Origin of the sequence: Streptomyces collinus Tu 365 (assembly GCF_000444875.1) — a bacterium.
In the GTDB taxonomy this organism is placed as follows: Bacteria; Actinomycetota; Actinomycetes; order Streptomycetales; family Streptomycetaceae; genus Streptomyces; species Streptomyces collinus_A.
The window spans coordinates 2,056,913-2,079,453 of the sequence record NC_021985.1 but is presented as its reverse complement, the minus strand read 5'-3'; the positions used below and the strand labels follow the sequence as shown (position 1 = coordinate 2,079,453).

General features: G+C 73.8%; 21 protein-coding genes. 8 read left to right on the top strand and 13 right to left on the bottom strand.

Translation table 11 applies throughout. The features are described from left to right. Window positions 1-56: 56 nt before the first annotated feature. Window positions 57-779: an ArsR/SmtB family transcription factor gene (locus B446_RS08805; RefSeq protein ID WP_020939071.1), complete on the bottom strand. Its 723-nt coding sequence runs from the start codon at window positions 777-779 to the stop codon at window positions 57-59. Window positions 780-879: 100 nt separating this feature from the next. Beyond that, a complete protein-coding gene (locus tag B446_RS08800; protein WP_020939070.1) occupies window positions 880-1,521 on the bottom strand; it encodes a TetR/AcrR family transcriptional regulator in 642 nt (213 codons plus the stop codon). Window positions 1,522-1,611: 90 nt separating this feature from the next. On the opposite strand from B446_RS08800, the gene B446_RS08795 reads away from it, so the two are divergent. The 3 genes from B446_RS08795 (at window position 1,612) to B446_RS08785 (ending at window position 3,819) form a co-directional block, all read left to right on the top strand. Further along, on the top strand, window positions 1,612-2,763 hold the full coding sequence (locus tag B446_RS08795) for an acyl-CoA dehydrogenase family protein (RefSeq protein WP_020939069.1): 1,152 nt from the start codon (window positions 1,612-1,614) through the stop codon (window positions 2,761-2,763). 61 nt (window positions 2,764-2,824) lie between these two features. Next, window positions 2,825-3,112 carry a YiaA/YiaB family inner membrane protein gene (locus tag B446_RS08790; RefSeq protein ID WP_043477909.1) on the top strand — a complete coding sequence of 96 codons (288 nt, stop codon included), beginning with the start codon at window positions 2,825-2,827 and terminating at the stop codon, window positions 3,110-3,112. An 83-nt stretch (window positions 3,113-3,195) separates the two neighbouring features. After that, window positions 3,196-3,819, top strand: a complete 624-nt coding sequence (locus B446_RS08785; protein WP_020939067.1) for a TetR/AcrR family transcriptional regulator — start codon at window positions 3,196-3,198, stop codon at window positions 3,817-3,819. A 33-nt stretch (window positions 3,820-3,852) separates the two neighbouring features. On the opposite strand, the gene B446_RS08780 is transcribed toward B446_RS08785, so the two are convergent. Continuing rightward, a complete protein-coding gene (locus tag B446_RS08780; protein WP_020939066.1) occupies window positions 3,853-4,314 on the bottom strand; it encodes a MaoC family dehydratase in 462 nt (153 codons plus the stop codon). A 103-nt stretch (window positions 4,315-4,417) separates the two neighbouring features. Here B446_RS08780 and soxR point away from each other — a divergent pair, with 103 nt between their 5' ends. After that, the gene (soxR, locus tag B446_RS08775) at window positions 4,418-4,870 is read left to right on the top strand and encodes a redox-sensitive transcriptional activator SoxR (RefSeq protein WP_020939065.1); all 453 of its coding nucleotides are present in this window, start codon (window positions 4,418-4,420) and stop codon (window positions 4,868-4,870) included. 21 nt (window positions 4,871-4,891) lie between these two features. Here soxR and B446_RS08770 read toward each other — a convergent pair whose 3' ends face one another. The 3 genes from B446_RS08770 to B446_RS08760 all read right to left on the bottom strand — a co-directional run bounded on the left by B446_RS08770 (window position 4,892) and on the right by B446_RS08760 (window position 7,496). Continuing rightward, window positions 4,892-5,959, bottom strand: coding sequence for an RNA ligase (ATP) (locus tag B446_RS08770; RefSeq protein WP_020939064.1), 1,068 nt, complete (start codon window positions 5,957-5,959; stop codon window positions 4,892-4,894). Between the two features lie 85 nt (window positions 5,960-6,044). Continuing rightward, on the bottom strand, window positions 6,045-6,779 hold the full coding sequence (locus B446_RS08765) for a 3-keto-5-aminohexanoate cleavage protein (protein WP_020939063.1): 735 nt from the start codon (window positions 6,777-6,779) through the stop codon (window positions 6,045-6,047). 114 nt (window positions 6,780-6,893) lie between these two features. Next, a complete protein-coding gene (locus B446_RS08760; RefSeq protein WP_043475104.1) occupies window positions 6,894-7,496 on the bottom strand; it encodes a hypothetical protein in 603 nt (200 codons plus the stop codon). A 256-nt stretch (window positions 7,497-7,752) separates the two neighbouring features. On the opposite strand from B446_RS08760, the gene B446_RS08755 reads away from it, so the two are divergent. Next, a complete protein-coding gene (locus tag B446_RS08755; RefSeq protein ID WP_020939061.1) occupies window positions 7,753-10,542 on the top strand; it encodes a penicillin acylase family protein in 2,790 nt (929 codons plus the stop codon). An 18-nt stretch (window positions 10,543-10,560) separates the two neighbouring features. On the opposite strand, the gene B446_RS08750 is transcribed toward B446_RS08755, so the two are convergent. Further along, window positions 10,561-11,865, bottom strand: coding sequence for a hypothetical protein (locus B446_RS08750; RefSeq protein WP_020939060.1), 1,305 nt, complete (start codon window positions 11,863-11,865; stop codon window positions 10,561-10,563). Window positions 11,866-11,947: 82 nt separating this feature from the next. Then, a complete protein-coding gene (locus tag B446_RS08745; protein WP_020939059.1) occupies window positions 11,948-13,213 on the bottom strand; it encodes an exo-beta-N-acetylmuramidase NamZ domain-containing protein in 1,266 nt (421 codons plus the stop codon). 180 nt (window positions 13,214-13,393) lie between these two features. Between B446_RS08745 and B446_RS08740 the strand changes: the two genes are divergently transcribed. Genes B446_RS08740 through B446_RS08730 form a run of 3 tightly spaced genes read left to right on the top strand, consistent with a single transcriptional unit; the run spans window position 13,394 to window position 16,463 of the window. Beyond that, complete coding sequence (locus tag B446_RS08740) at window positions 13,394-14,167, top strand: SDR family NAD(P)-dependent oxidoreductase (RefSeq protein WP_020939058.1); 774 nt, start codon at window positions 13,394-13,396, stop codon at window positions 14,165-14,167. Next, on the top strand, window positions 14,164-15,843 hold the full coding sequence (locus tag B446_RS08735) for a class I adenylate-forming enzyme family protein (protein WP_020939057.1): 1,680 nt from the start codon (window positions 14,164-14,166) through the stop codon (window positions 15,841-15,843). Before B446_RS08740 ends, B446_RS08735 begins: the two co-directional genes overlap by 4 nt. A gap of 26 nt (window positions 15,844-15,869) precedes the next feature. Next, window positions 15,870-16,463, top strand: a complete 594-nt coding sequence (locus tag B446_RS08730) for a TetR/AcrR family transcriptional regulator (protein ID WP_020939056.1) — start codon at window positions 15,870-15,872, stop codon at window positions 16,461-16,463. A gap of 24 nt (window positions 16,464-16,487) precedes the next feature. Here the strand turns inward: B446_RS08730 and B446_RS08725 are convergent, their stop codons facing one another. The 5 genes from B446_RS08725 to B446_RS08705 form a co-directional block, all read right to left on the bottom strand. Further along, entirely contained in the window at window positions 16,488-16,697 is a 210-nt protein-coding gene (locus B446_RS08725; RefSeq protein ID WP_020939055.1) for a hypothetical protein, read from the bottom strand. Between the two features lie 10 nt (window positions 16,698-16,707). Beyond that, entirely contained in the window at window positions 16,708-18,069 is a 1,362-nt protein-coding gene (locus tag B446_RS08720) for a diaminopimelate decarboxylase (RefSeq protein WP_052352137.1), read from the bottom strand. Window positions 18,070-18,383: 314 nt separating this feature from the next. Next, window positions 18,384-20,078, bottom strand: a complete 1,695-nt coding sequence (locus B446_RS08715) for a helix-turn-helix domain-containing protein (protein WP_020939053.1) — start codon at window positions 20,076-20,078, stop codon at window positions 18,384-18,386. 198 nt (window positions 20,079-20,276) lie between these two features. After that, window positions 20,277-21,491 (bottom strand): acyl-CoA dehydrogenase family protein, encoded by a 1,215-nt coding sequence (locus B446_RS08710; RefSeq protein ID WP_020939052.1) that lies wholly within the window; start codon window positions 21,489-21,491, stop codon window positions 20,277-20,279. A 6-nt stretch (window positions 21,492-21,497) separates the two neighbouring features. Continuing rightward, window positions 21,498-22,520, bottom strand: a complete 1,023-nt coding sequence (locus B446_RS08705; protein ID WP_020939051.1) for a phosphotransferase family protein — start codon at window positions 22,518-22,520, stop codon at window positions 21,498-21,500. Window positions 22,521-22,541: the final 21 nt, after the last annotated feature.

Below are 22,541 nucleotides of genomic sequence, written 5' to 3'. Positions count from 1 at the left end.
AGGACTGGCGTATATCGGACGGGGCGTAGGCGGACGGCGGCCGGGCCCCGGCGTGCTCAGCGCAGCGTGGCCGGCTCGATGCCCAGCAGTTCGGACAGGGCCCGCTCCCCGGCGGGGGTCACCTTCACCGCCCGGGCGGAGCCGACGCGCACGCACCAGCCCGCGTCCAGGGCGTGTCGGCACAGTGCCGCCCCGGCCGCCCCGGCGAGGTGCGGCCGCCGCTCGGTCCAGTCCAGGCACGCCCGGGCCGGCGGGCGCCGGCCGGAGAGGTCCAGGGTGATGCCCGCCGCGCCGAACCACTCGATCCCCGCGTCCGTGAGCGCGAACCCCGTGTCCTGGCGCAGCAGCCCGCGCCCGGTCAGCGCGTCCGTGACCGCGATGCCCAGCCGGCCCGCGAGATGGTCGTAGCAGGTGCGGCCCCGGGCCATCGCCGCGCCCGCGCTCGCCTCCCGCAGGCCGCGCACCGGGCGCCGTGCGTCCACCGCGGCGGCGGCCGGCACCTGCGCGGCGAGGTCCTCGACGAGCTGGGCCACCCCCGGCCCGGCCAGCCGCACGTAACGGTGGCGGCCCTGCCGTTCCTCGGTGAGCAGGCCGCCGGAGACCAGCCTGCCCAGGTGCTCGCTGAGGGTGGAGGCGGCGACGCCGGCGTGCCGGGCCAGTTCCCCGGCGGTCCAGGCCCGCCCGTCCAGCAGGGCCAGCAGGCAGGTGGCCCGGGTCTCGTCGGCGATCAGCGCGGCGAAGGCGGCGAGGGCGGCGGCCCGGGAGTCGGTGGCGGTCACAGGTCCAGCATGGGACACCGACGTTTCGGCGACGGCCGAAGCGTCCGCGGCCGCTCCCCGCGGCCGCCCCGTACCTTCCCCGTCCGCCCTCGCACCGGCGCTACACGCTCTGCCGCACCTGCTCGTACTGCTGCGCCAGACCGTCGAGCAGCGCCGTCAGACCGGTCTCGAAGGCCCGCTCGTCGATCTTCTCCTGCTGGTCGGCGAGCAGGTGCGCCTGCCCGAGGTGCGGGTAGTCGGCGGGGTCGTAGGCGCTCGCGTCGTCCACGAAGCCCCCGGCGAAGGAGCCGAGCGCGGAGCCCATGATGAAGTACCGCATCAGCGCGCCGATGGACGTGGCCTGCGCGGGCGGCCAGCCGGCGTCGACCATCGCGCCGTACACCGCGTCAGCCAGCCGCAGCGCCGCGGGGCGGCGCCCGGGCCCGCGGGCGAGGACCGGGACGATGTTCGGATGGGCGCGCAGCGCCGCCCGGTAGGAGACCGCCCAGTCGTGCAGCGCGGTCCGCCAGTTCCGGCCGTCCTCGAACATCGACAGGTCGACCAGAGCGCTCACCGAGTCGGCGACCACTTCCAGGATCTCGTCCTTGGTGCGGAAGTGGTTGTAGAGCGAGGGCCCGCTCACCCCGAGCCGGGCGGCGAGCCGCCGGGTGGAGACGGCCGCCAGGCCCTCCGTGTCCACGAGTTCCCGGGCCGTCTCGACGATCCGGTCGGTGCTGAGGAGGGGCTTGCGCGGTCGGGCCATGGCGCACATAGTAGGGCTGCGACCGGAAACTAGCAGTGCTAATTTAAATGTACGGCTTTCAAGATCTGTCTGGTGTGGGGTGATCTCGTGGTGAACCTGGGGCTCAGCGAGGAGCAGGCCGCCGTGCGGCGGCTCGCCCGGGACTTCGTGGAGCGCGAGATCGCCCCGCACGTCGTGGCCTGGGACCGGGCCGAGGAGGTCGACCGCGGCATCGTCAGGAAGCTCGGCGACGTCGGCTTCCTCGGGCTCACCGTCGACGAGGAGTACGGCGGCTCGGGCGGCGACCACCTCGCCTACTGCCTGGTCACCGAGGAGCTGGGGCGCGGCGACTCCTCGGTGCGCGGGATCGTCTCGGTCTCCCTGGGCCTGGTGGCCAAGTCGGTCGCGGCCTGGGGGAGCGAGGAGCAGAAGCGGCGCTGGCTGCCGGGGCTGACCGCGGGCGAGTACGTGGGCTGCTTCGGCCTGACCGAGCCGGGCACCGGCTCCGACGCGGGCAGCCTCGCCACGCGTGCCGTGCGCGACGGCGGCGACTACGTCGTCAACGGCTCCAAGATGTTCATCACCAACGGCACCTGGGCGGACGTCGTCCTCCTCTTCGCCCGCTCCACGGACGCCCCCGGCCACAAGGGCGTCTCCGCCTTCCTGGTGCCCACCGACACCCCCGGGCTGACCCGCCGCACGGTCCACGGCAAGCTCGGCCTGCGCGGCCAGGCCACCGCCGAGCTGGTGTTCGAGGACGTCCGCGTGCCCGCCACCGCGATGCTCGGCGAGGAGGGCAAGGGCTTCTCCGTCGCGATGTCCGCGCTGGCCAAGGGGCGGATGTCGGTCGCCGCCGGCTGCGTCGGCATCGCCCAGGCGGCCCTGGACGCGGCGGTCGGCTACGCCGGGGAGCGCGAGCAGTTCGGCAGGTCCATCGCCCACCACCAGCTCGTGCAGGAGCTGATCAGCGACATGGCCGTGGACGTGGACGCCGCCCGGCTGCTCACCTGGCGGGTGGCCGACCTGGTCGACCGGGGCGAGCCGTTCGCCGTCGAGTCCTCCAAGGCCAAGCTGTTCGCCTCCGAGGCGGCCGTCCGGGCCGCGAACAACGCCATCCAGGTGTTCGGCGGCTACGGCTACATCGACGAGTACCCGGTCGGCAAACTGCTGCGCGACGCCCGCGTGATGACCCTCTACGAGGGCACGAGCCAGATCCAGAAGCTGCTCATCGGGCGGGCGCTGACCGGGGTCTCCGCCTTCTGAGTACGCGCCCTGAGTATCCCGGCGGATGTGGCGCGGGCCGCGTCCGCCGACGATCGACGTCATGAGTGACACACCGGTCAAGCAGCAGAACACGGCCGCTTTCTACGGCCAGGCCGTCGCCTCGTTCGCGGTCGCCATGGCGGCCACCGCCGTCGGCATCCTCCGGCTGGACGCCGACGCCTGGGTGCGGGCCTTCCTGGCCATCGCCGTCCTGTACCTCGTCACCTCCGCCTTCACCCTCGCCAAGGTGATCCGGGACCGCCAGGAGGCGGGGCGGATCGTCAGCCGTGTCGACCAGGCCCGGCTGGAGAAGCTGCTCGCCGAGCACGACCCGTTCGAGAAGCTGTGAAAAGCTCCGAGCAGCCACGCTAAGCGCCCGCTCACCGTCGGCGGTATGGTGGTGCTCCTGTCACCGAGAGGGGCGAGCGAGCGATGAGTACGGCGCAGGAGACGACCGGCGGCGAGGTCGAGCCGTGGGAAGAGGTCACCCCTGACGCGGCCCGGCGACTGCTGGTCGCGGCTGTGGAGGCCTTCGCCGAGCGCGGCTACCACGCGACGACGACCCGTGACATCGCGGGCCGCGCCGGCATGAGCCCGGCGGCGCTCTACATCCACTACAAGACCAAGGAAGAGCTGCTCCACCGCATCAGCCGCATCGGCCACGACAAGGCGCTGGACATCCTGCGCACGGCCGCCCGGCGCGAGGGCACCGCGACCGAGCGGCTCGCCGACGCGGTGAGCTCCTTCGTGCGCTGGCACGCGGGGCGGCGCACCACCGCGCGGGTCGTGCAGTACGAACTCGACGCGCTCGGCCCCGAGGCCCGCGCCGAGATCGTCGCGCTGCGCCGGCAGGTGGACGCCGAGGTGCGCGGCATCATCGAGGACGGCGTGGCCTCGGGCGAGTTCCAGGTGCCGGACGTCCAGGGCACCACGCTCGCGGTGCTGTCGCTGTGCATCGACGTGGCCCGCTGGTTCACCGTGAACGGGCCGCGCACCCCCGAGCAGGTCGGCGCGCTCTACGCCGACCTGGTGCTGCGGATGGTGGGCGCCGGCTAGGGCGCCCGGCCCGGGGGCGGCCGTGCCCCCGGCTCAGAGGTAGTACCGCGACACCGACTCCGCGACGCACACCGGCTTGTCGCCGCCCTCGCGCTCCACGGTGAAGGCCACGGTCACCTGCACACCGCCCGGTACGTCCTCGACCCCGGTGATGGCCGCCGTGGCGCGCAGCCGGGAGCCGACGGGGACGGGCGCGGGGAAGCGGACCTTGTTGGTGCCGTAGTTGACGCCCATCCGCACGCCCTCGACGCTGATCAGCTGCGGCCCGAACAGCGGCAGCAGCGAGAGGGTCAGGTACCCGTGGGCGATCGTGGTCCCGAACGGCCCGGCGGCGGCCTTCTCCGGGTCCACGTGGATCCACTGGTGGTCCCCGGTGGCCTCGGCGAACAGGTCGATCCGCTTCTGGTCGACCTCCACCCAGTCCGTGTGGCCCAGCTGCTCGCCCACGGCGGACCGCAGCTCGTCGGGGGAGGTGAAGGTCCTCGGTTCTGCCATGTTCCCGGCCTCTCGCTCGCATGTCTAAGCAACTGCTTAGCATGCTCGGGTACGCGGTCCCTGTCAACGGACCACGACCGGCCCGGCCGGTAGGCTCCGCCGGGTGCCCCAGATCCCCGAGCAGATCCACGAGCTGACCGTGGGCCAGCTGTCCGCGCGCAGCGGCGCCGCGGTCTCCGCCCTGCACTTCTACGAGTCCAAGGGGCTGATCAGCAGCCGCCGCACCGCGGGCAACCAGCGCCGCTACACCCGGGACACCCTGCGCCGAGTCGCCTTCGTGCGCGCCGCCCAGCGCGTCGGCATCCCGCTGGCCACGATCCGCGAGGCCCTGGCGCGGCTCCCGGAGGAGCGCACCCCCACCCGCGCGGACTGGGCGCGGCTGTCCGAGGCGTGGCGCTCGGAGCTGGACGAGCGGATCAGGCAGCTCAACCGGCTCCGGGACCACCTCACCGACTGCATCGGCTGCGGCTGCCTGTCCCTGGACGGCTGTGTGCTGTCCAACCCGGACGACGTGTTCGGCGAGCGGGGGACCGGATCGAGGCTGATGCCCGGCTGACCGGCGCCCGCCGGGCCGCGGCTACTCGTACTCGGTTCCGCCCTTCCGGGTCAGATACGCCGGACTCACCGCCTTGGCGATCGCCCGGCCACCGGTCACCGCGCTGTAGCGCTCCACCGCCGGACGGATCACCACCCCCTCGCGCAGGTGCAGCCCCCGGCCGGACACCGTCTCCCGGCCGCTCGCGCACTCCAGCACCCGCTCGACGTCGTACGGGCCCGCGTACAGCCGGGGCACCAGCGGCAGCTCGCCCGCCAGCACGTCGGCCGGGTCCAGCCAGCGCACCGTCCCGTCGATCTCCGCCGAGACGTCGAAGGCCGCGTACCCCAGCGTCTCCCGCCGCCCGTCGGCCCCGTAGGCCAGATCCTGCACCCCGGCGCCGTACACCTCGCCGAAGACGCCGATCCGGCGTGCTCCGAGCCGCTCGGCCAGCCGGGCCGCCGCCTCGGCGACGCCGTGCCCGCGCACCGCCCGCCAGTACAGGTTCCGCGGGTCCTCCCGCAGTGCCAGGGACTTCGCGCCGAACCCCTTGGAGGACACGTACACCCTGTCCGCCCCGGCGACGTACGTGAGCAGACACGCCGAACCGTGCAGCTTCTCCGTCAGGACGACCGGTTCGCCCGGCGCGAAGACGTCCGGGTACCGCTGGATGTTCTCGATGTCGACCCAGGGCAGCAGGTCCGGCGCCGACTCCACCTCCCCGTCCATCGTCGGCGGGATCGGCGGCACCCACTTGGTGATGCCCAGCCACTCGGCGAAGTCGGTGCCCTCGGCCGCGGCCCGCGCCAGGTCGACGCCGGCCAGCGCCTTCGGCCGGCACACGATGCCCTGCGACAGCTCACCCCGCAGCCGCACCGCCCTGACCCGGTCGGCGCCGGCACCCGACAGCCGCCCGGTCAGCCCCAGCTCCTCGATCAGCACGGGCGGCAGCACGGACTGCTCGGGGATGTAGACCGCGGCCTCGCCGGTGCGGTACGCGCCCTTGGCGACCACGGCCCGGTACAGGCCCACCTGGGCCAGTTCGAGCGCGTCGGCGTCGGGGTGGTCGTGGACGGTCAGCACTTCGGCGGTGACGCGCAGCGTCGACATGGGGCACTCCTCGGGTGCTCAGCGCGGTGTCATCGCCTTCCACTGTCCGGACGTGAAACGGGTGGAGCGAACGGATTCGAGGCTGCTAACGTCTCCGCGCCGGACCGGCGTCGTCCCGCAGCGCAAGTGCCGCGGCCACCAATTCGGCGTTGGACGGAGCCCGTTCGCCGTCCGGCAGGAACAGCGTGTCCTCCAGGCCGATCCGGGTGGCCAGACCGAGCCGTCCCGCCAGCCGCAGCACCGGCCAGGTGCCGCCCTCCTCGCCGTGCAGCAGGACGGGGCGGCCGAAGGCGTCGCCGATGCCGACCAGCAGGGCACGCGCCGAGTCCTCGGCCGTCGCCGGGTCCGGGTCCGTCACCTCGGCCAGCACCCGCAGCACGGCGGGCCCGAGCGGGGAGGCCGCGAACCGGGCCGCGCCGTCCGTGCCGGACCAGATGCCCGCCTCCACGCCGACGCCCATGGTGAGGAAGTGTCCGGCCACGTCCTCGGCGCCGGGCTCGTGCCAGTTGACCGAGACGAAGTCGGGCAGCACCGACCAGCGGGACACCCGCGCCAGCCGTACCGCCGGGTCGGGGGCGGCCCAGGCGCCCGTGGTGACCCCGAGCGGCACCCGCACCCGCCGCCGCAGCACGTCGATCGTCTCCTCGACCACGCGCGGGGAGAGACTGTCCCGTCCGCACGGCGTCCTCGGGTGGACGTGGATCTCCGTGGCGCCGGCCGCCACGGCCTCGGCCGCGGAGCGCGCCAACTCCCCCGGGGACAGCGGCACCGCCGCTCCGTCGGCGCCCGAGCGGCGCCCGTTCAGACACACCTGCACCATGTCCCCGATGGTGCCAGGGCCTACCGACAAGCCCCCGTGCCCGGGCACATCAGGGGGTGCGGCATCCCCGGCGCACCCCCCCGTGCATCCCCGCCGAACGGTCCGGCCCCTTCGTCAGGCCGACATCAGCAGCCGCCCGTGCCTGGCGTACGCCAGCGCCTGGGGCGTGAGCACGGGCCGGGGCACGAGGATCCCGCAGTCCGCGCAGACCGGTCCTGAGGAGGGCTCGTGGTCCAGGCCGTATCTCCACACGAGGCGTTCACCGCCGCACACCGGACAGGCCGCCCCCGGATCGCGGTTCAGCGCGGCGATCAGCCGGCGCAGCACCTCCGCCAGCGGCTCGTCCGGGTGCACCCGCGGATCGTCGCACCAGGCCACCCCGAACCCGCCCCAGGTCAGCCGGTGCCAGTCGTCCACGCTGCCCGGCCGGCGCAGCCCGTCGTGCTTCTCCTTCTTGCGGCGCTCGGCGAACTCGGCCTCGTAGCCGAGCCATACCGCCCGCGCCTCCTCCAGCTCCTCCAGTGCGGCCACGAGCCGCGCCGGGTCGGGGGACCGGTCCTCCGGGCCGAAGCCGGCCCGCGAGCAGAGATGGTCCCAGGTCGCGCGGTGCCCGTAAGGAGCGAACCGCTCCAGACACTTGCGCAGTGAGTAGCGCCGCAGCGCCAGATCACATCGCGGATCTCGCACCTGTCTCGCGAGACTTCGGAATCCGGCCATCGCCCTGCACCTCCGTCACACCTGCGTCCGCACTTCGGTCACTTCGTCGTCGCCGTACGGGTTCCGCGCGACATCGCCGAGTAGACGTGTCGACACACGATTCGGCTCCATCCGTTTTCCGATGCCCTCCCATAAGGCGCCCCGGGTTGACCGCCTGACACCGGTTCAACGACTCCGAAAGTTGACGCATGTTCATCTTCAATCCCGGGGATACCGGCGGTAACGTCCGGCCCACCCCCGTTCGGGAGGAGTCGCCATGCCACGGCGCACCCCACGCAACGCGCTGTTCGACACACTGAGAACTCCCCGCAAGCTCGCCGGGTTCCTGAAGACGGCGTCCGTATGCGTACTGATCGCCGGCCTGCTCTCCCCGCTCACCCAGGCAGCCGCCGCCGAACCCGCCGCCACCTCGAACGACTACTGCGGCGGCCAGTGCTCGGACATCCTGCCGCCCGGTGAGAACGGCAACGCCACGCTTGCCCAGATATTGCTCAACCAGGCATTCGGGACCCAGCCCTCGCACGCCGAGGACCAGCTCGGCCCCTACGCCAGCCTGGCGACCGGCTACTCCGGCCTCACCGACGCCAAGATCAACACGTTCTTCAACGACGCCTCCTTCGGGGTGCCTTCGGACCAGGTCGCCTCCACCGAGAAGCCCGCCGGCCGCGGCGACGTGACGATCGTCCGCGACAAGAAGGCGGGTGTGCCGCACATCACGGGCACCACCCGCTACGGCACCGAGTTCGGCGCCGGGTACGCGGCCGCCGAGGACCGGCTGTGGCTGATGGACGTCTTCCGGCACGTGGGCCGCGGCCAGCTCACCGGCTTCGCGGGCGGCGCCGCTGCCAACCAGGGCCTGGAGCAGCAGTTCTACCGCAACGCGCCGTACACCGAGGCCGACCTCCAGGCGCAGATCGACGGCGCCGTCGCCCGCAACGGCGCCCGCGGGCAGCAGGCCCTCGCCGACGTCGACGCCTACCTCGACGGCGTCAACGCCTACATCGACGCCTCCGACAGCGGGCGCTACTTCCCCGGCGAGTACGTCCTGACCGGCCACAAGGACTCGATCACCAACGCCGGCACCATCGACCACTTCAAGGTCACCGACATGGTGGCGCTGGCCTCCGTCATCGGCTCCCTGTTCGGCTCCGGCGGCGGCGGAGAGGTCGACAACGCCCTGTCGCTGCTGGCCGCCCAGTCCAAGTACGGCGTGGAGCGGGGCACCGCGGTCTGGGAGTCGTTCCGCGAGCGCAACGACGCCGAGGCCGCCCTCACCGTGCACGACGGCCACAGCTTCCCCTACGCCACCAAGCCCGCCGACCCCAAGGGCGAGGCGCTGCCCGACGCCGGCTCCGTCACCCAGGAACCGCTCGTCCACGACCGCACCGGCAGCGCCGCCACCGCGAGCGCGAAGAGCACCTCGGCGGCCGCGGCGAAGGCCACCCTGGGATCCGCCCGGCGCGGCATGTCCAACGCCCTCGTGGTCAGCGGCAAGTACACCGCGAGCGGCCACCCGATCGCCGTCTTCGGGCCGCAGACCGGCTACTTCGCCCCGCAGCTGCTCATGCTCCAGGAGATCCAGGGTCCGGGCATCAGCGCCCGCGGCGCCTCCTTCGCCGGCCTGAGCATGTACGTCGAACTGGGCCGCGGCCAGGACTACTCCTGGAGCGCCACCACCTCCGGACAGGACATCGTCGACACCTACGCGGTCGAACTGTGCCAGGACGACTACCACTACCTGTTCCACGGCACCTGCACCGCGATGGACAAGGTCGAGCAGAAGAACGCCTGGAAGCCGACCGTGGCCGACGGCACGGCCGCCGGGTCGTACACGATGCGCGTGTGGCGCACGAAGTACGGGCCCGTGCAGTACCGGGCCACCGTCGGCGGCAAGAAGGTCGCCTACACCTCCCTGCGCTCCTCCTACCTGCACGAGGCCGACTCGATCATCGGCTTCCAGATGCTGAACGACCCCGACTACGTCAAGGGCCCGCAGGACTTCCAGAGCGCGGCCCAGCACATCAACTACACCTTCAACTGGTTCTACGCCGACTCCCGGCACACCGCGTACTACAACAGCGGCGACAACCCGGTGCGGGCGGCCGGCGTCGACGCCGAGTTCCCGGTCTGGGCCCAGCCGGCGTACGAGTGGCAGAGCTGGGACCCGGCCACCAACACCGCCGCCTACACGCCGGCCTCGGCCCACCCCAACTCCGTCGACCAGGACTACTACATCTCCTGGAACAACAAGCAGGCCAAGGACTACACCACCGCGTCCTGGGGCGACGGTTCCGTGCACCGCGGCAACCTGCTCGACGACCGGGTGCGCCGGCTGGTCGCGGCCGGCGGGGTGACCCGCGCGAAGCTCACCCAGGCCATGGCCGACGCCGCCCTCGCCGACCTGCGCGCCGAGGACGTGCTGCCGAAGCTGCTCAAGGTGATCGACTCCTCCCCGGTGACCGACACCGCGGCCGCCGCCGCGGTGAGCGAGCTGCGGGCGTGGGCGACCGCGGGCGCGAGGCGCACCGAGACCGCGGCCGGTTCCAAGAAGTACGCCGACGCCGACGCGATCCGCATCCTGGACGCCTGGTGGCCGCTGCTGGTGAAGGCGGAGTTCGAACCCGGGCTCGGCAGCGACCTGTACACGGCGTTCACCGCCGACCTGCCCGTGGACGAGGCCCCGTCGGCCGGTCACGGCCCGACCGGATCGCACGCCGGGAGCTCCTTCCAGTACGGCTGGTGGAGCTATGTCGACAAGGACATCCGGGCCGTGCTCGGCGAGCCGGTGCAGGGCGCCCTGGCGCAGAAGTACTGCGGCGGGGGCAGCCTCAGCGCCTGCCGGGACGCCCTGATCAGCACCCTGAAGCAGGCGGCGGGACTGACCGCGGCCCAGGTCTACCCGGGCGACGACCAGTGCTCGGCCGGCGACCAGTGGTGCGCGGACTCCATCGTCCAGCGCACCCTGGGCGGCATCAAGCACGGCCGGATCAGCTGGCAGAACCGGCCGACCTTCCAGCAGGTGGTGGAGTACACCTCGCACCGGTGAGGTGACGTGGGCGGCGGGTCAGCGGATGCGGCCCGCCGCCAGCACCAGTCGGGCCAGCTCCGGGTGCAGGATGTCGCTGTGCGCCCCGGCCGGCCCGCCCCCGCGGCACACCACCGCGGCCGCGTCGACGTTCACGCAGCCCGACGCGGGCAGCGGCCCGCGCAGGGCCGCGGCGAGGTCGTGGACGGCGGTGCCCGGCACCGCCTGGACCCCGTCGTGGCCCATCGCACCCCACCGCGCGCCCAGCGCCCGGCCGAGGTCGAACCCGGCGAGCGACCGGTCGTCGCCGGACATCCGGGAAGCCAGCGGGTAGAAGGTGCCCAGGGCCGCGTCGAAGCGCGAGTGGCAGCACACCAGGGGGCCGTCGATCCGCTTGTGCCGGTCGGCCAGCGCGCCCGCCGTGTCCGCCGCGCCGGGCAGCCGGGCGGCGAACGCGTAGTGCGAGAAGGCCCCTTGGAGCAGGGTCACGGACTTCACCGTGCGCACGCCGCCGGGCAGCCCGCGCAAGCCGAACGACACCAGCCGCCCGCCGAAGCTGTGCCCGACCAGGTGCACCCGCACCCCCGGGGCCGCGGCGGCCAGCCGGCCGAGGAACGGCCCGAGCCCGCGCTCGCCCACGGTCCCGGCCCGCTTCTTCATCGTGTAGTACGTCGCCTGCCGCAGCAGCTCCTTGGCGCCGTCCCACGGGTTCGGCAGCGCGAACCCGGCCGGCTCCCGCGGCGCGCCGAGGCCCGCCAGCGCCCCGGCGAACTCGGCGCAGGCGGCGCCCGCGTCCCCGCCGAACACCAGGGGCTCGCCCTCGTCGTCGGTCGTGTCGCCGACGGCGGCCGTCCGCGGGGAGTCGGCCAGCAGCCGGACCAGCCGCCCGAACTCCGCCGGCCCCGCGTCGCCCGCCGGCTGCTCGTCCAGCATCCGGGCCAGCTGGTCGAGCACGGTGGCCCGGCCGGGAAAGACGTCCAGCAGGGCCCGCCGGGTGTCCTTGTCCAGGGCGGGACCGGGCACCGCCTGCGCCGCGGCGGCCGCCACCGAGCGGGGGAAGTCGGGGATCGGCTCGTCGCAGAACCGCATCGACGGCCAGATCACCCCCACGTACCCGATCCGCGCCTCGGGGGCGAGCCCCGGGAACGGCGCGAAGAACGCCCGGTACAGCGCCGTGGCGCCCGAGCGGTCGTTGTTCCAGCCGTGCGCGAAGACGACCAGGTCACGGACGCCGTGGTCCGTGACCTGCGTCAGCAGCCGGTCGCGTTCGGGGCCGTCCACGTCCCCGTCGGTGTCGAAGGTCAGCTCCCAGTAGGGAGTCACGCTCATCCCCGGATCCGCCATGCCAGGCTCCCTCGTCCCCCCGAAACGATGCGATGTGCGCGTATCGTCCTGCGACGGGGCAGAGTTGGCCATACCGCGCGGGTCACTTGTAGAGCAGGTATCCCTCCCGGACCCGGCGGAACGCCGCCAGCTCCGTCTGCCAGGCGCCGGTCACCTCGTCCACGCCGGCCCCCGCGTCGATCATCGTGCGCACCCGGCCGGAACCGGTGAGCTTGTCGATCCAGTCGTCCGCACGCCAGGCGAAGCCGTCCCAGACCTTCCGGGCGGTCACCAGCAGCGCGACCCCGGTGCGCACGGGGTCGTAGGCGGCGCGGTCGTGCACATGGATCTGCACACCGCCGACGGTCTTGCCCTGGAACTTGGAGAAGGTGGGCGCGAAGTACGCCTCCCGGAACCGCACGCCCGGCAGCCCCAGCTCGTTCGCGGCGGCGGCCCAGCGCCCGTCGACGCCCTCGGCGCCGAGCAGTTCGAAGGGCCGGGTGGTGCCGCGCCCCTCGGAGAGGTTGGTGCCCTCGAACATGCAGGTGCCCGAGTAGACCAGCGCGGTGTCCGGGGTCGGCATGTTCGGGCTCGGCGGCACCCAGGGCAGGCCGGAGGCGTCGTAGAACGTGTCGCGTTGCCAGCCGGTCATCCGCACGGTCTCCAGCGGGACGGGCGTGGTCAGGAACTCGCCGTTGAACAGCCGGGCCAGCTCGGCGACCGTCATGCCGTGCGCCTGTGCGATCGGCTGCCTGCCGACGAACGTGGCGAACTCCCTGTGCAGCACCGGCCCCTCGGCCGCCCGGCCGGTCACCGGGTTCGGGCGGTCCAGCACGACGAACCGCTTGCCCGCGAGCGCGGCCGCCTCCATGCAGTCGTAGAGCGTCCAGATGTACGTGTAGAAGCGGGCGCCCACGTCCTGGATGTCGAAGACGACCGTGTCGACCCCGGAGGCGGTGAACACGTCGGCGAGCGGCCGGCCGCTCTTGAGGTACGTGTCGTAGACCGGCAGGCCGGTCGCCGGGTCGTCGTGGCGGCCCTCGGAGCCGCCCGCCTGCGCGGTGCCGCGGAAGCCGTGCTCCGGGCCGAACACGGCGGTCAGCCGGACCCGGGGGTCCGCGTGCATGACGTCGACGATGTGCCGGGCGTCCCGGGTGACGCCGGTGGGGTTGGTGACGACGCCGACGCGCCGGCCGTCGAGCGCGGCGTACCCGTCGGCCGCGAGTCTCTCGAACCCGGTGCGCAGGGGTGCGCGGTGCCGGGGCGTGGCGCGGTCGGAGCGGTGGGAGGAGAGGACGGGAACGGACGCCGCCGAGGCCGAGGCCGCCAGCGTGGCCGAGGCGAGGAGTTTCCGTCGGGACAGGCGCATGGGGTTGCCTCCGTCGTGGGGAAGGTGCGGGACGTTGCCGGGTCGCGCTCGCGCGGCGCCGCCGGGGGAACGTGGTGGCACCGTGCCCTTTGAGGTTGGGACAGTTCCCCTTCCCTCACACATACCGACCGGTTAGTCTGGCCGTCGCCGAGCCCAGTCGCGCCGTGCCGAAGGAGACCGATGGTGGAAGCCGTGCAGGATGCGGGAGTGGTGGTCACCGGAGCCGGCGGGGGGATCGGGGCCGCGCTGGCCCGCCGGTTCGCCGCCGCGGGCGCCCGTGTCGTCGTGAACGACCTGGACGCCGAGAAGGCCAAGGCCGTCGCCGCGGAGATCGGCGGCACCGCCGTCCCCGGCGACGCCTGCGCGATCGTCGCCGACGCCCGTGACGCGCTCGGCGGCACCGTGGACGTCTACTGCGCCAACGCGGGCGTCGCCTTCGAGGACGCGGGCGCCGGGGAGCCGCTCGACGAGCGGGCCTGGGCCCTGTCCTGGGACGTCAACGTGATGGCCCACGTCCGCGCCGCCCACGCGCTGCTGCCCGGGTGGCTGGAGCGCGGCAGCGGCCGGTTCGTCTCCACCGTCTCCGCCGCCGGGCTCCTCACCATGATCGGCGCCCCCTCCTACGCCGTCACCAAGCACGGCGCGCTGGCCTTCGCCGAATGGCTCTCCCTCACCTACCGCCACCGCGGGATACGGGTCCACGCCATCTGTCCCCAGGGCGTGCGCACCGACATGCTGGCCGCCACCGGCAGCGCCGGCGACCTGGTGCTCCGGCCCTCCGCGATCGAGCCGGACGACGTGGCCGAAGCCCTCTTCCGGGGCATCGAGGAGGACCGCTTCCTGATCCTGCCGCACCCCGAGGTCGCCGAGTACCACCAGGCGCGGGCCGCCGATCCCGACCGGTGGCTGGCCGGCATGAACCACCTCCAGCGCAAGTGGGAGGCCAACCGGTGACCGCCTCCCCCTACGCCGCCCGCCCCTGGCTGGCCCTGCTCACCGACGTCCAGCGCGCCCCGGTCACCCCCGCCGACTCCCTCGTGCACTCCCTGCGCGACGCCGTCGCCGAGGCCCCCGACCGCGCCTTCCTCGCCTACTTTGACGCCCGCCTCTCCTACCGCGAGACGGACGCGCTCACCGACTCGCTCGCCGCCCACCTCGCCGAACGCGGTGTGCGGCGCGGCGACCGGGTCGCCGTCCTGCTGCAGAACTCCCCGCACTTCGTGCTGGCCGTGCTCGGCGCCTGGAAGGCGGGCGCGACCGTCGTGCCGGTCAACCCCATGTACAAGTCGGCCGAGGTCGCCCACGTCCTGCGGGACGCCGAGGTGACCGCGCTGGTCTGCTCCGACCGGGCCTGGGAGTCCTACCTGCGCGACACGGCGGCGGGATCGCCGGTGCGGACCGTGCTCACCGCGTGCGAACGCGACTTCCAGACCCGGGACGACGCGCGCGTCCTCGCCTTCGAGCGGCTGCCCCGGCCCGTCGACACCGACGACCTCGCGGCCGTCGCCCGGCAGGGCGGCAAGGCGCCCGCGGACCGCGACCCGCGCCCCGGTGACATCGCCCTGATCAGCTACACCTCGGGCACCAGCGGCACCCCCAAGGGCGCCACCAACACGCACGCCAACATCATGCACAACGCCGAGCGCCAGCGGACCGGGCTCGGCCTGCCCGACGCGCCCGTCTACTACGCCCTCGCACCCCTGTTCCACATCACCGGCATGGTGTGCCAGTTCGGCGCCTGCCTGGCCGGCGTCGGCACCCTGGTGCTGACCTACCGCTTCGAGCCCGGCGTCGTCCTCGAGGCGTTCGCCGAGCACCGGCCGCACTACACCGTCGGGCCGTCCACCGCCTTCATGGCGCTGGCCGCCCACCCGGCCGCCACCCGCGAGCACTTCGCCTCCTTCGTCAACATCTCCTCGGGCGGCGCCCCCGTGCCCCCGGCCCTGGTGGAACGGTTCCGCGAGCGCTTCGGGCCCTACATCCGGGTCGGCTACGGCCTCACCGAGTGCACCGCGCCCTGCGCCTCCGTCCCGCCCGGCCTCGAGGCGCCCGTCGACCCCGGCTCCGGGACCCTGTCGGTCGGCCTGCCCGGCGCCGACACCCTGGTGCGCGTCCTGGACGACCGGGGCGAGGAGGTGCCCCTCGGCGAACCCGGCGAGATCGTCGTCCGCGGGCCCCAGGTGGTGCCCGGCTACTGGCGGCGGCCCGACGCCACCGCCGAGACCTTCCCGGACGGCGAACTGCGCACCGGTGACATCGGGTTCATGGACGAGCAGGGCTGGCTCTACGTGGTCGACCGCAAGAAGGACATGATCAACGCGTCCGGCTTCAAGGTGTGGCCCCGCGAGGTCGAGGACGTCCTGTACACCCATCCGGCGGTACGCGAGGCGGCCGTGGTCGGTGTCCCCGACGGCTACCGCGGGGAGACCGTACGCGCCTACATCAGCCTGCGCCCGGACAGCGACACGGACCCGGACGAACTGGCGGCGTACTGCAAGGAGAGACTGGCCGCCTACAAATACCCCCGCCAGGTGGAGATCCTGCCCGACCTGCCGAAGACGGCAAGTGGGAAGATCCTCCGGCGGGAACTGCGCTCCCGCGCGCGGGACAGCGCCGACGACAGTCAGTAGACACGACGGAAAGGCAGGTGGCGGCAGTGCCCAGGACGACGGACGGAGACGGGACCCCCGTTCCGCAGCGGCTGCTGGACGCCGCCACCCGCCTCTTCGCCGAGCAGGGATACGACCGCACCTCGGTGCAGGAGATCGTGGAGGCGGCCGGCGTCACCAAGGGGGCGCTGTACCACTACTTCGGCTCCAAGGACGACCTGCTGCACGAGGTGTACGCGCGCGTGCTGCGCGTCCAGCAGGAACGGCTCGACGCCTTCGCGGGCGCCGACGAGCCGATCGAGAAGCGGCTCAGGGCGGCGGCGGCGGACGTCGTGGTCACGACGATCGAGAACCTCGACGACGCGATGATCTTCTTCCGCTCCATGCACCAGCTCAGCCCGGAGAAGAACAAGCAGGTGCGCGCGGAGCGCCGGCGCTACCACGAACGCTTCCGCGCGCTCATCGAGGAGGGCCAGCGCGAGGGCGTCTTCTCCACGGCGACCCCGGCCGACCTGGTCGTGGACTACCACTTCGGCTCGGTCCACCACCTGTCGACCTGGTACCGCCCCGACGGCCCCCTCACCCCGCAGCAGGTGGCCGACCACCTGGCCGACCTGCTGCTGCGAGCACTGCGGCCGTAGCGCCGGTCCGGTCCGGCCGCCCGGCTAGCCGATGATCTCCTTGAAGAACATCACCCCGGTGACGGCCGCGCCGCAGCCCAGGCTCACCGCGACCGGCCAGGCGTTGCCCGCCAGCGCCGCCAGGACGGCGGCGCCGACGCCGGCCAGCGCCGCCAGCAGGAACACCAGGGCGGCCCGCTGGGTGAGGAGCGGCCCGTCCCGTTCGGGCCGCGTGCGGTCGGGAGGCCGGTGCACCCCGGCCTCCTCAGCCGACGCCGCGGGCCGCGGCGCCCGCCGACTCCCGCGGCCGCACCCGCACGCCGTCGCGCTCCGACAGCAGCCACGGATCCTGCGCGGGCCGGACGAGCGAGAAGTCCACCCGGCCGTCCGCGAGCACCCGGACCCCGTGCACCGCCGGCTCGGGCAGGCTGTTGTAGTGGAACGGCGTCGAGAAGTAGTAGGCGCCGGTGTCCGGCACGACGACCAGGTCGCCGGGGTGCAGCAGGGGCAGCGCCCGGTCACGGGCCAGCAGGTCGCCGGCGAAGCACGCGGGGCCCGCGACGTCCTGGCGCACCGCGCGGCCCGTCCTGGCCGTGCCGTCGCCGGCGTGCGCCTCGATCCGCAGCGGCCACGCGTCGGGCCCGAACACGGTCCGGGTGGCGACCTGCACGCCCGCGTGGGTGACGGCGATCGGGCGGCCCCCGGCCGTCTTGGTGTACTCGACGTACGCCGCCATGAAACCGTTCTTGGCGAGCAGGGAGCGGCCGAACTCGGTGACCACCTCGTACCGCCCGGAGAACAGGCCGGGGGCGTGGGCGCGCAGCTGCCCGGCGTACTCCGCGAACGTGGGCGTGAACGCGTCGTCGGCGAAGTTGACGGGCAGCCCGCCGCCGATGTCGATGCCCGCGACCCGGCCCGGCCCGAAGGCCGCCACGACCTCGTCGGCGAACTCCACCGCCTGCGCCACCCCGCGGGCCATGAGGTCGAGCGGGCAGCCCTGGGACCCGGTGTGCGTGTGCACCCGGGTCAGCCAGGGGTGCTCGGCGAACGCCCGCAGCAGCCGTTCCCGGTTGCCCGGGTCGCCCAGCGGGACACCGAACTTCGACGTGCTGGTGGCCGTGCTCATCGCGGCGATGGCACCCCCGCCGACCTGGCAGTTCAGCCGCACCCCGATCCGTGACGCCGAGGGGCGGTGCGCCAGCGTCTGCGCGATCCGCTCCAGCTCCTGGAAGCTGTCCGCGTTGACGGACACCCCGAGGGCCAGGGCCCGCTCCAGCTCCGCCCGGGTCTTGGCCGGGGCGTCGAACACGATCCGTTCGGCGGGGAAGCCGGCCGCCAGCGCCCGGGCCAGCTCGCCCGCGGTCGCCACCTCGCAGCCCATGCCGAGCCCGGCCAGCTCCGCGAGCACGGGCACCAGACAGTTCGCCTTGGCGGCGAACGTGTGCAGCACACCCGGCAGTTCAGGCGGACCGGGGAAGGAGTCCCGCAGGTCCCCGACCGTGACCTCGACCCCGTCCAGGTCGACGAAGGCGGCCAGCAGGGCCCGCTCCGGATCGAGCAGTCCCTGCCGTACGGCCTCCTGGAGGATGCGTTCACGCCGTGCGGCGGCGGGGTTCACAACGGTCATGGTGAGCCTTCCGGGGTCGGGATCGCCACCCGGGGAACCGCTCCCCGGGCACCACCCCAGACTTCCCGCCGCACGCACCGCCCGTCTTCGTCGGTTCGGCACAGACACCCCGCCCGCGACGGGGGAGGAGCCGTACCGCCCCGCCCCCGGGACCGCGCGTTGTGCGCGCCCACGAGGACGGGGCCGTTCCGTGGTGCGGACGGACGAAGTCGGGACGAACGGCCGGGGGAACGGCCGTACGAAGGGCCGGTGGAAGGGCCGTACGCAGGGCTGTACGCAGGGCCGGACCCGCGAGCAGTCGGGGGCCCGGCCCGTCACGGCCGCCCCGAGGTCCCCGCCTCCGGCCCCGCGTCGTCGTCCGCCCGGCGCCGCAGCCGCAGTTGTAGCTGTGCCAGCAGGCGGGCGTCCGGACTGTCGAGGTCGAGCCCGGAGACCTTGGTGATCCGGCCCAGCCGGTAGCGCAGGCTGTTGGGGTGCAGCGACAGGCTGCGCGCGGCCGCGGACACGTCGCCGAAGTGGTCCAGATAGGCCCGCAGCGTCTCCACCAGGCTGCCGCCCTGCTCGGCGTCGGACGCGGCCAGCCGCTCCACCGACGTCCCCGGCGGCAGGCGTACGTCCCGCAGCGCCTCGACCACCTGGAGGACACCGATCGCGTCCGCCACGTCCGCCACCCGTGCCACGCTCCGGCCGTCCGCCGCGCCCTGGAGGGCCCGCAGCGCCTGTTCGGCCTCCCGGCGCGACCCGGCCGCCGCCGCCAGCGACGGGACCGCCTCGCCGAGGCCCACGCGCACCCGCCCGCCGGTCGCGGCGGCCAGCTGCGCGGCGAGCGACCCGCCGAGCTTCGTCACCTGCTCGCGGGCCGCCTCGAGGTCCCGCTCCAGCGCGCCGACCAGCACCAGGGCCCGGCCGCCCGCCGGGACCACCACGGCCCGGTGGCCGAACCCGGCGCAGTGCAGGCCGAGCAGGCCGTACAGCCGCGTGGGGTCCTCGGCCGGTGCCCCCTGCGGGCCGCGGTCGCCGAGACCGACCGCGAGCACGGCGCAGGGCTCCCGCGCCGGCAGCGCCATGCGGTCGGCGAGCAGTTCGGCCGAACCGCGCTCCTCCAGCAGCGCCCGCGCCGCGTCCTCCACCAGGCGGCTGTCCCCGCCACGCGTGCGGTGGTGGAGCAGATGGGCGGCGGCCGCCCGGGACGCGGCCCGCAAAGCCTCCGCCGCGTTCGGCGCCAGGGGCCGGCCGGCGATCGCGGCCACCCAGAGGGAGCCCAGCACCTCGCCGCCCGACCGGACCGCGCACACCAGCCGCTCCGGGTCGTCCCCCCGGGCCCGCCGGTGCAGCACGTCGTCCGTCGTCCACAGGGCGCGGAACAGCCCCGCCTCGCGCATGGCGGCCACGCGCCACGGCGGGACGCGCCGCCCGAGGATGGTCAGCCGGCGCATCTCGTCGACGTTCTCCTCGGTCGAGGAGTGCGCGAGGACCCGGGACTCGGTGTCCTCGATCGTCACCGAGCCGCCGACCAGGGCGGCCACCGCGTCGGCGAGGCCGTCGAGGTCGCCCAGGGCCGGACCGGGCACCCCCGGTACCGGGGGCGCCCCCGCCGAGGCCAGCCCCGACCGCAGCACGCCCACGAGCTGGTCCCAGGGGCACCAGGCGGTGCGGAACAGCACCGCCGTACCGGACTGCTCGGCGGCCGGCCGCAGCGCGGCCGCGGCCCCGCCGGGCCGGTCGGGGCCGAACACCACCCCGGTGGCTCCCGCCGCGCCGGCCCGGCGCAGCACGTCCAGCGCCTGCGCCGATCCGGGGTCGACGCCCACGGCCAGTAACAGCACCCCGTGTCTCGTCTCGGGGTCCAGCGCGTCCAGCACCCCGACCCCGCCGACGGGCACCGCGAGCCCGGCCGGTGCCGTGTCCAGTTCCAGGGCCCCCGGGCCCACGACGGACAGCAGCCGCTCCAGCGTCACCCGGGAGTCGGCGGCCCTGCTCCACTCCGGCTGTTCCCGCAGGTCCGTCACGCCGCCCCCTCCTCGGTCCGCCGGCCGCCGCGCCGGTCCCGGCAGGGGTACGACATCACATGCGGGCCGCGCGCTCAACGGCGCACGAAGGCCACGGCCCGCACGGCCGCCACCCGGGCCACGCGGGTCACGGCCCGCACGAACACCTCGGCCCGGACGGTGGCCGCCACGGCCCGCACGAGGCGGCGGCGCCGCCCGTCACAGGTACTTCTTCAGCTCCCTGCGGGCCAGCGACCGCTGGTGCACCTCGTCCGGACCGTCGGCGATCATCAGGGTGCGCGCCCCCGCGTACAGGTCGGCCAGCGGGAAGTCCTGGCTCACCCCGCCCGCGCCGTGCAGCTGGATCGCACGGTCGATGATGTCGACCACCGCGCGCGGCGTGGCGATCTTGATGGCCTGGATCTCGGTGTGGGCGCCCCTGTTGCCGACGGTGTCCATCAGCCAGGCCGTCTTCAGCACCAGCAGCCGCAGCTGCTCCACCGTCACCCGGGCGTCGGCGATCCAGTTCTGCACCACGCCCTGCTGGGCGAGCGCCTTGCCGAAGGCGGTGCGCGACACCGCGCGCCGGCACATCAGCTCGATGGCCCGCTCGGCCATGCCGATCAGCCGCATGCAGTGGTGGATACGGCCGGGGCCGAGCCGGGCCTGGGCGATGGCGAAGCCGCCGCCCTCCTCGCCGATCAGGTGGGTGACCGGCACGCGCGCGTGGTCGAAGACGACTTCGGCGTGGCCGCCGTGCGAGTGGTCCTCGTAGCCGAACACCTTCATGGCGCGCTTGACGGTGACCCCCGGCGTGTCGCGCGGGACGAGCACCATGGACTGCTGGCGGCGGATGTCCGCCCCGTCCGGGTCGGTCTTGCCCATCACGATGAAGATCTTGCAGTCCGGGTTCATCGCCCCGGAGATGTACCACTTGCGGCCGGTGACGACGTACTCGTCGCCGTCCCGCTCGATCAGCGTGGTGATGTTGGTGGCGTCCGCCGAGGCGACCTCGGGCTCGGTCATCGCGAACGCCGAGCGGATCTCGCCGGCGAGCAGCGGCTCCAGCCACTGCTTGCGCTGCCGTTCGTCGCCGAACTGCGCGAGCACCTCCATGTTTCCGGTGTCCGGAGCCGCGCAGTTCAGGGCCGTGGGCGCGAGGTGCGGGGAGCGGCCGGTGATCTCGGCGAGCGGCGCGTACTGGAGATTCGTCAGACCGGCGCCGTACTCGGTGTCCGGCAGGAAGAGGTTCCACAGGCCCTGCCTGCGCGCCTCGGCCTTCAGCTCCTCGACCACGGCCGGGGTGTCCCAGGGGGAGTCCAGCGCCGCCCGCTGCTCCTCGGCCACCGGCTCCGCCGGGTACACGTGCTCGTCCATGAAGGCGAGGAGCCTGGCCCGCAGTTCCTCGGTGCGCGCGTCGAACGCGAAGTCCATGTCCGGTCAGCCTTCCTGAAGAGTGGTCAGTCCGTGGTCGATGAAGACCGGCACGAGTTCACCGATGCGGTCGAAGCCGCGCCCGACCGTCTGGCCGAGCGTGTACCGGTAGTGGATGCCCTCCAGGATCACGGCGAGCTTGAACCAGGCGAAGGCGGTGTACCAGGAGACGGCCGAGACGTCGCGCCCCGAGCGCGCGGCGTACCGCTCGATCAGCTCCCGCGGGGACGGGTGTCCCGGCGCCTCGGCGGTGGTGGAGACGGGGGAGTGCGGCATGCCGAGCGGCCGGCTGTACATCACCAGCAGGCCGAGGTCGGTGAGCGGGTCGCCGAGCGTCGACATCTCCCAGTCGAGGATCGCCCTGATCCGGTCGTCGTCCCCGATCAGGACGTTGTCCAGCCGGTAGTCGCCGTGGACGACCGTGGCGGCGGGGGAGGCGGGCAGTTCCCGGCCGAGGGCCGCGTGCAGTTCGTCGATGCCGGGCAGCTCGCGGTTGCGGGAGGCGTCGAGCTGCTTGCCCCAGCGGCGCAGCTGGCGGTCGAGGAAGCCCTCCGGACGGCCGAAGTCGGCGAGGCCCACCTCGGCCGGGTCCACCGCGTGCAGCTCGACCAGGGTGTCCACCAGGGACAGCACCGCGTCGCGGGTGCGCTCCGGACCGAGCGGGGCGAGCTGCTGGGCGGTGCGGTACGGAGTGCCCTCGACGAAGTCCATGACGTAGAACGGCGCTCCGAGCACCTCCTCGTCCTCGCACAGCAGCACCGGGCGGGGGACCGGCACGTCCGTCGGGTGCAGCGCGCTGATCACCCGGTGCTCGCGCCGCATGTCGTGCGCGGTGGCCAGCACATGGCCGAGCGGGGGCCGGCGGACGACCCACTTCGCGGTGCCGTCGGAGAGCGCGTACGTGAGGTTCGACCGTCCGCCCTCGATCAGCCGGCCGGACAGCGGGCCGTTCACCAGGCCGGGCCGTTCGCGGTCCAGCAGGCCGCGCAGCCGGTCGAGATCGAGTCCTGGCGGGTGGTCGGCGCTCATACATCACTCCCACGAACGGGC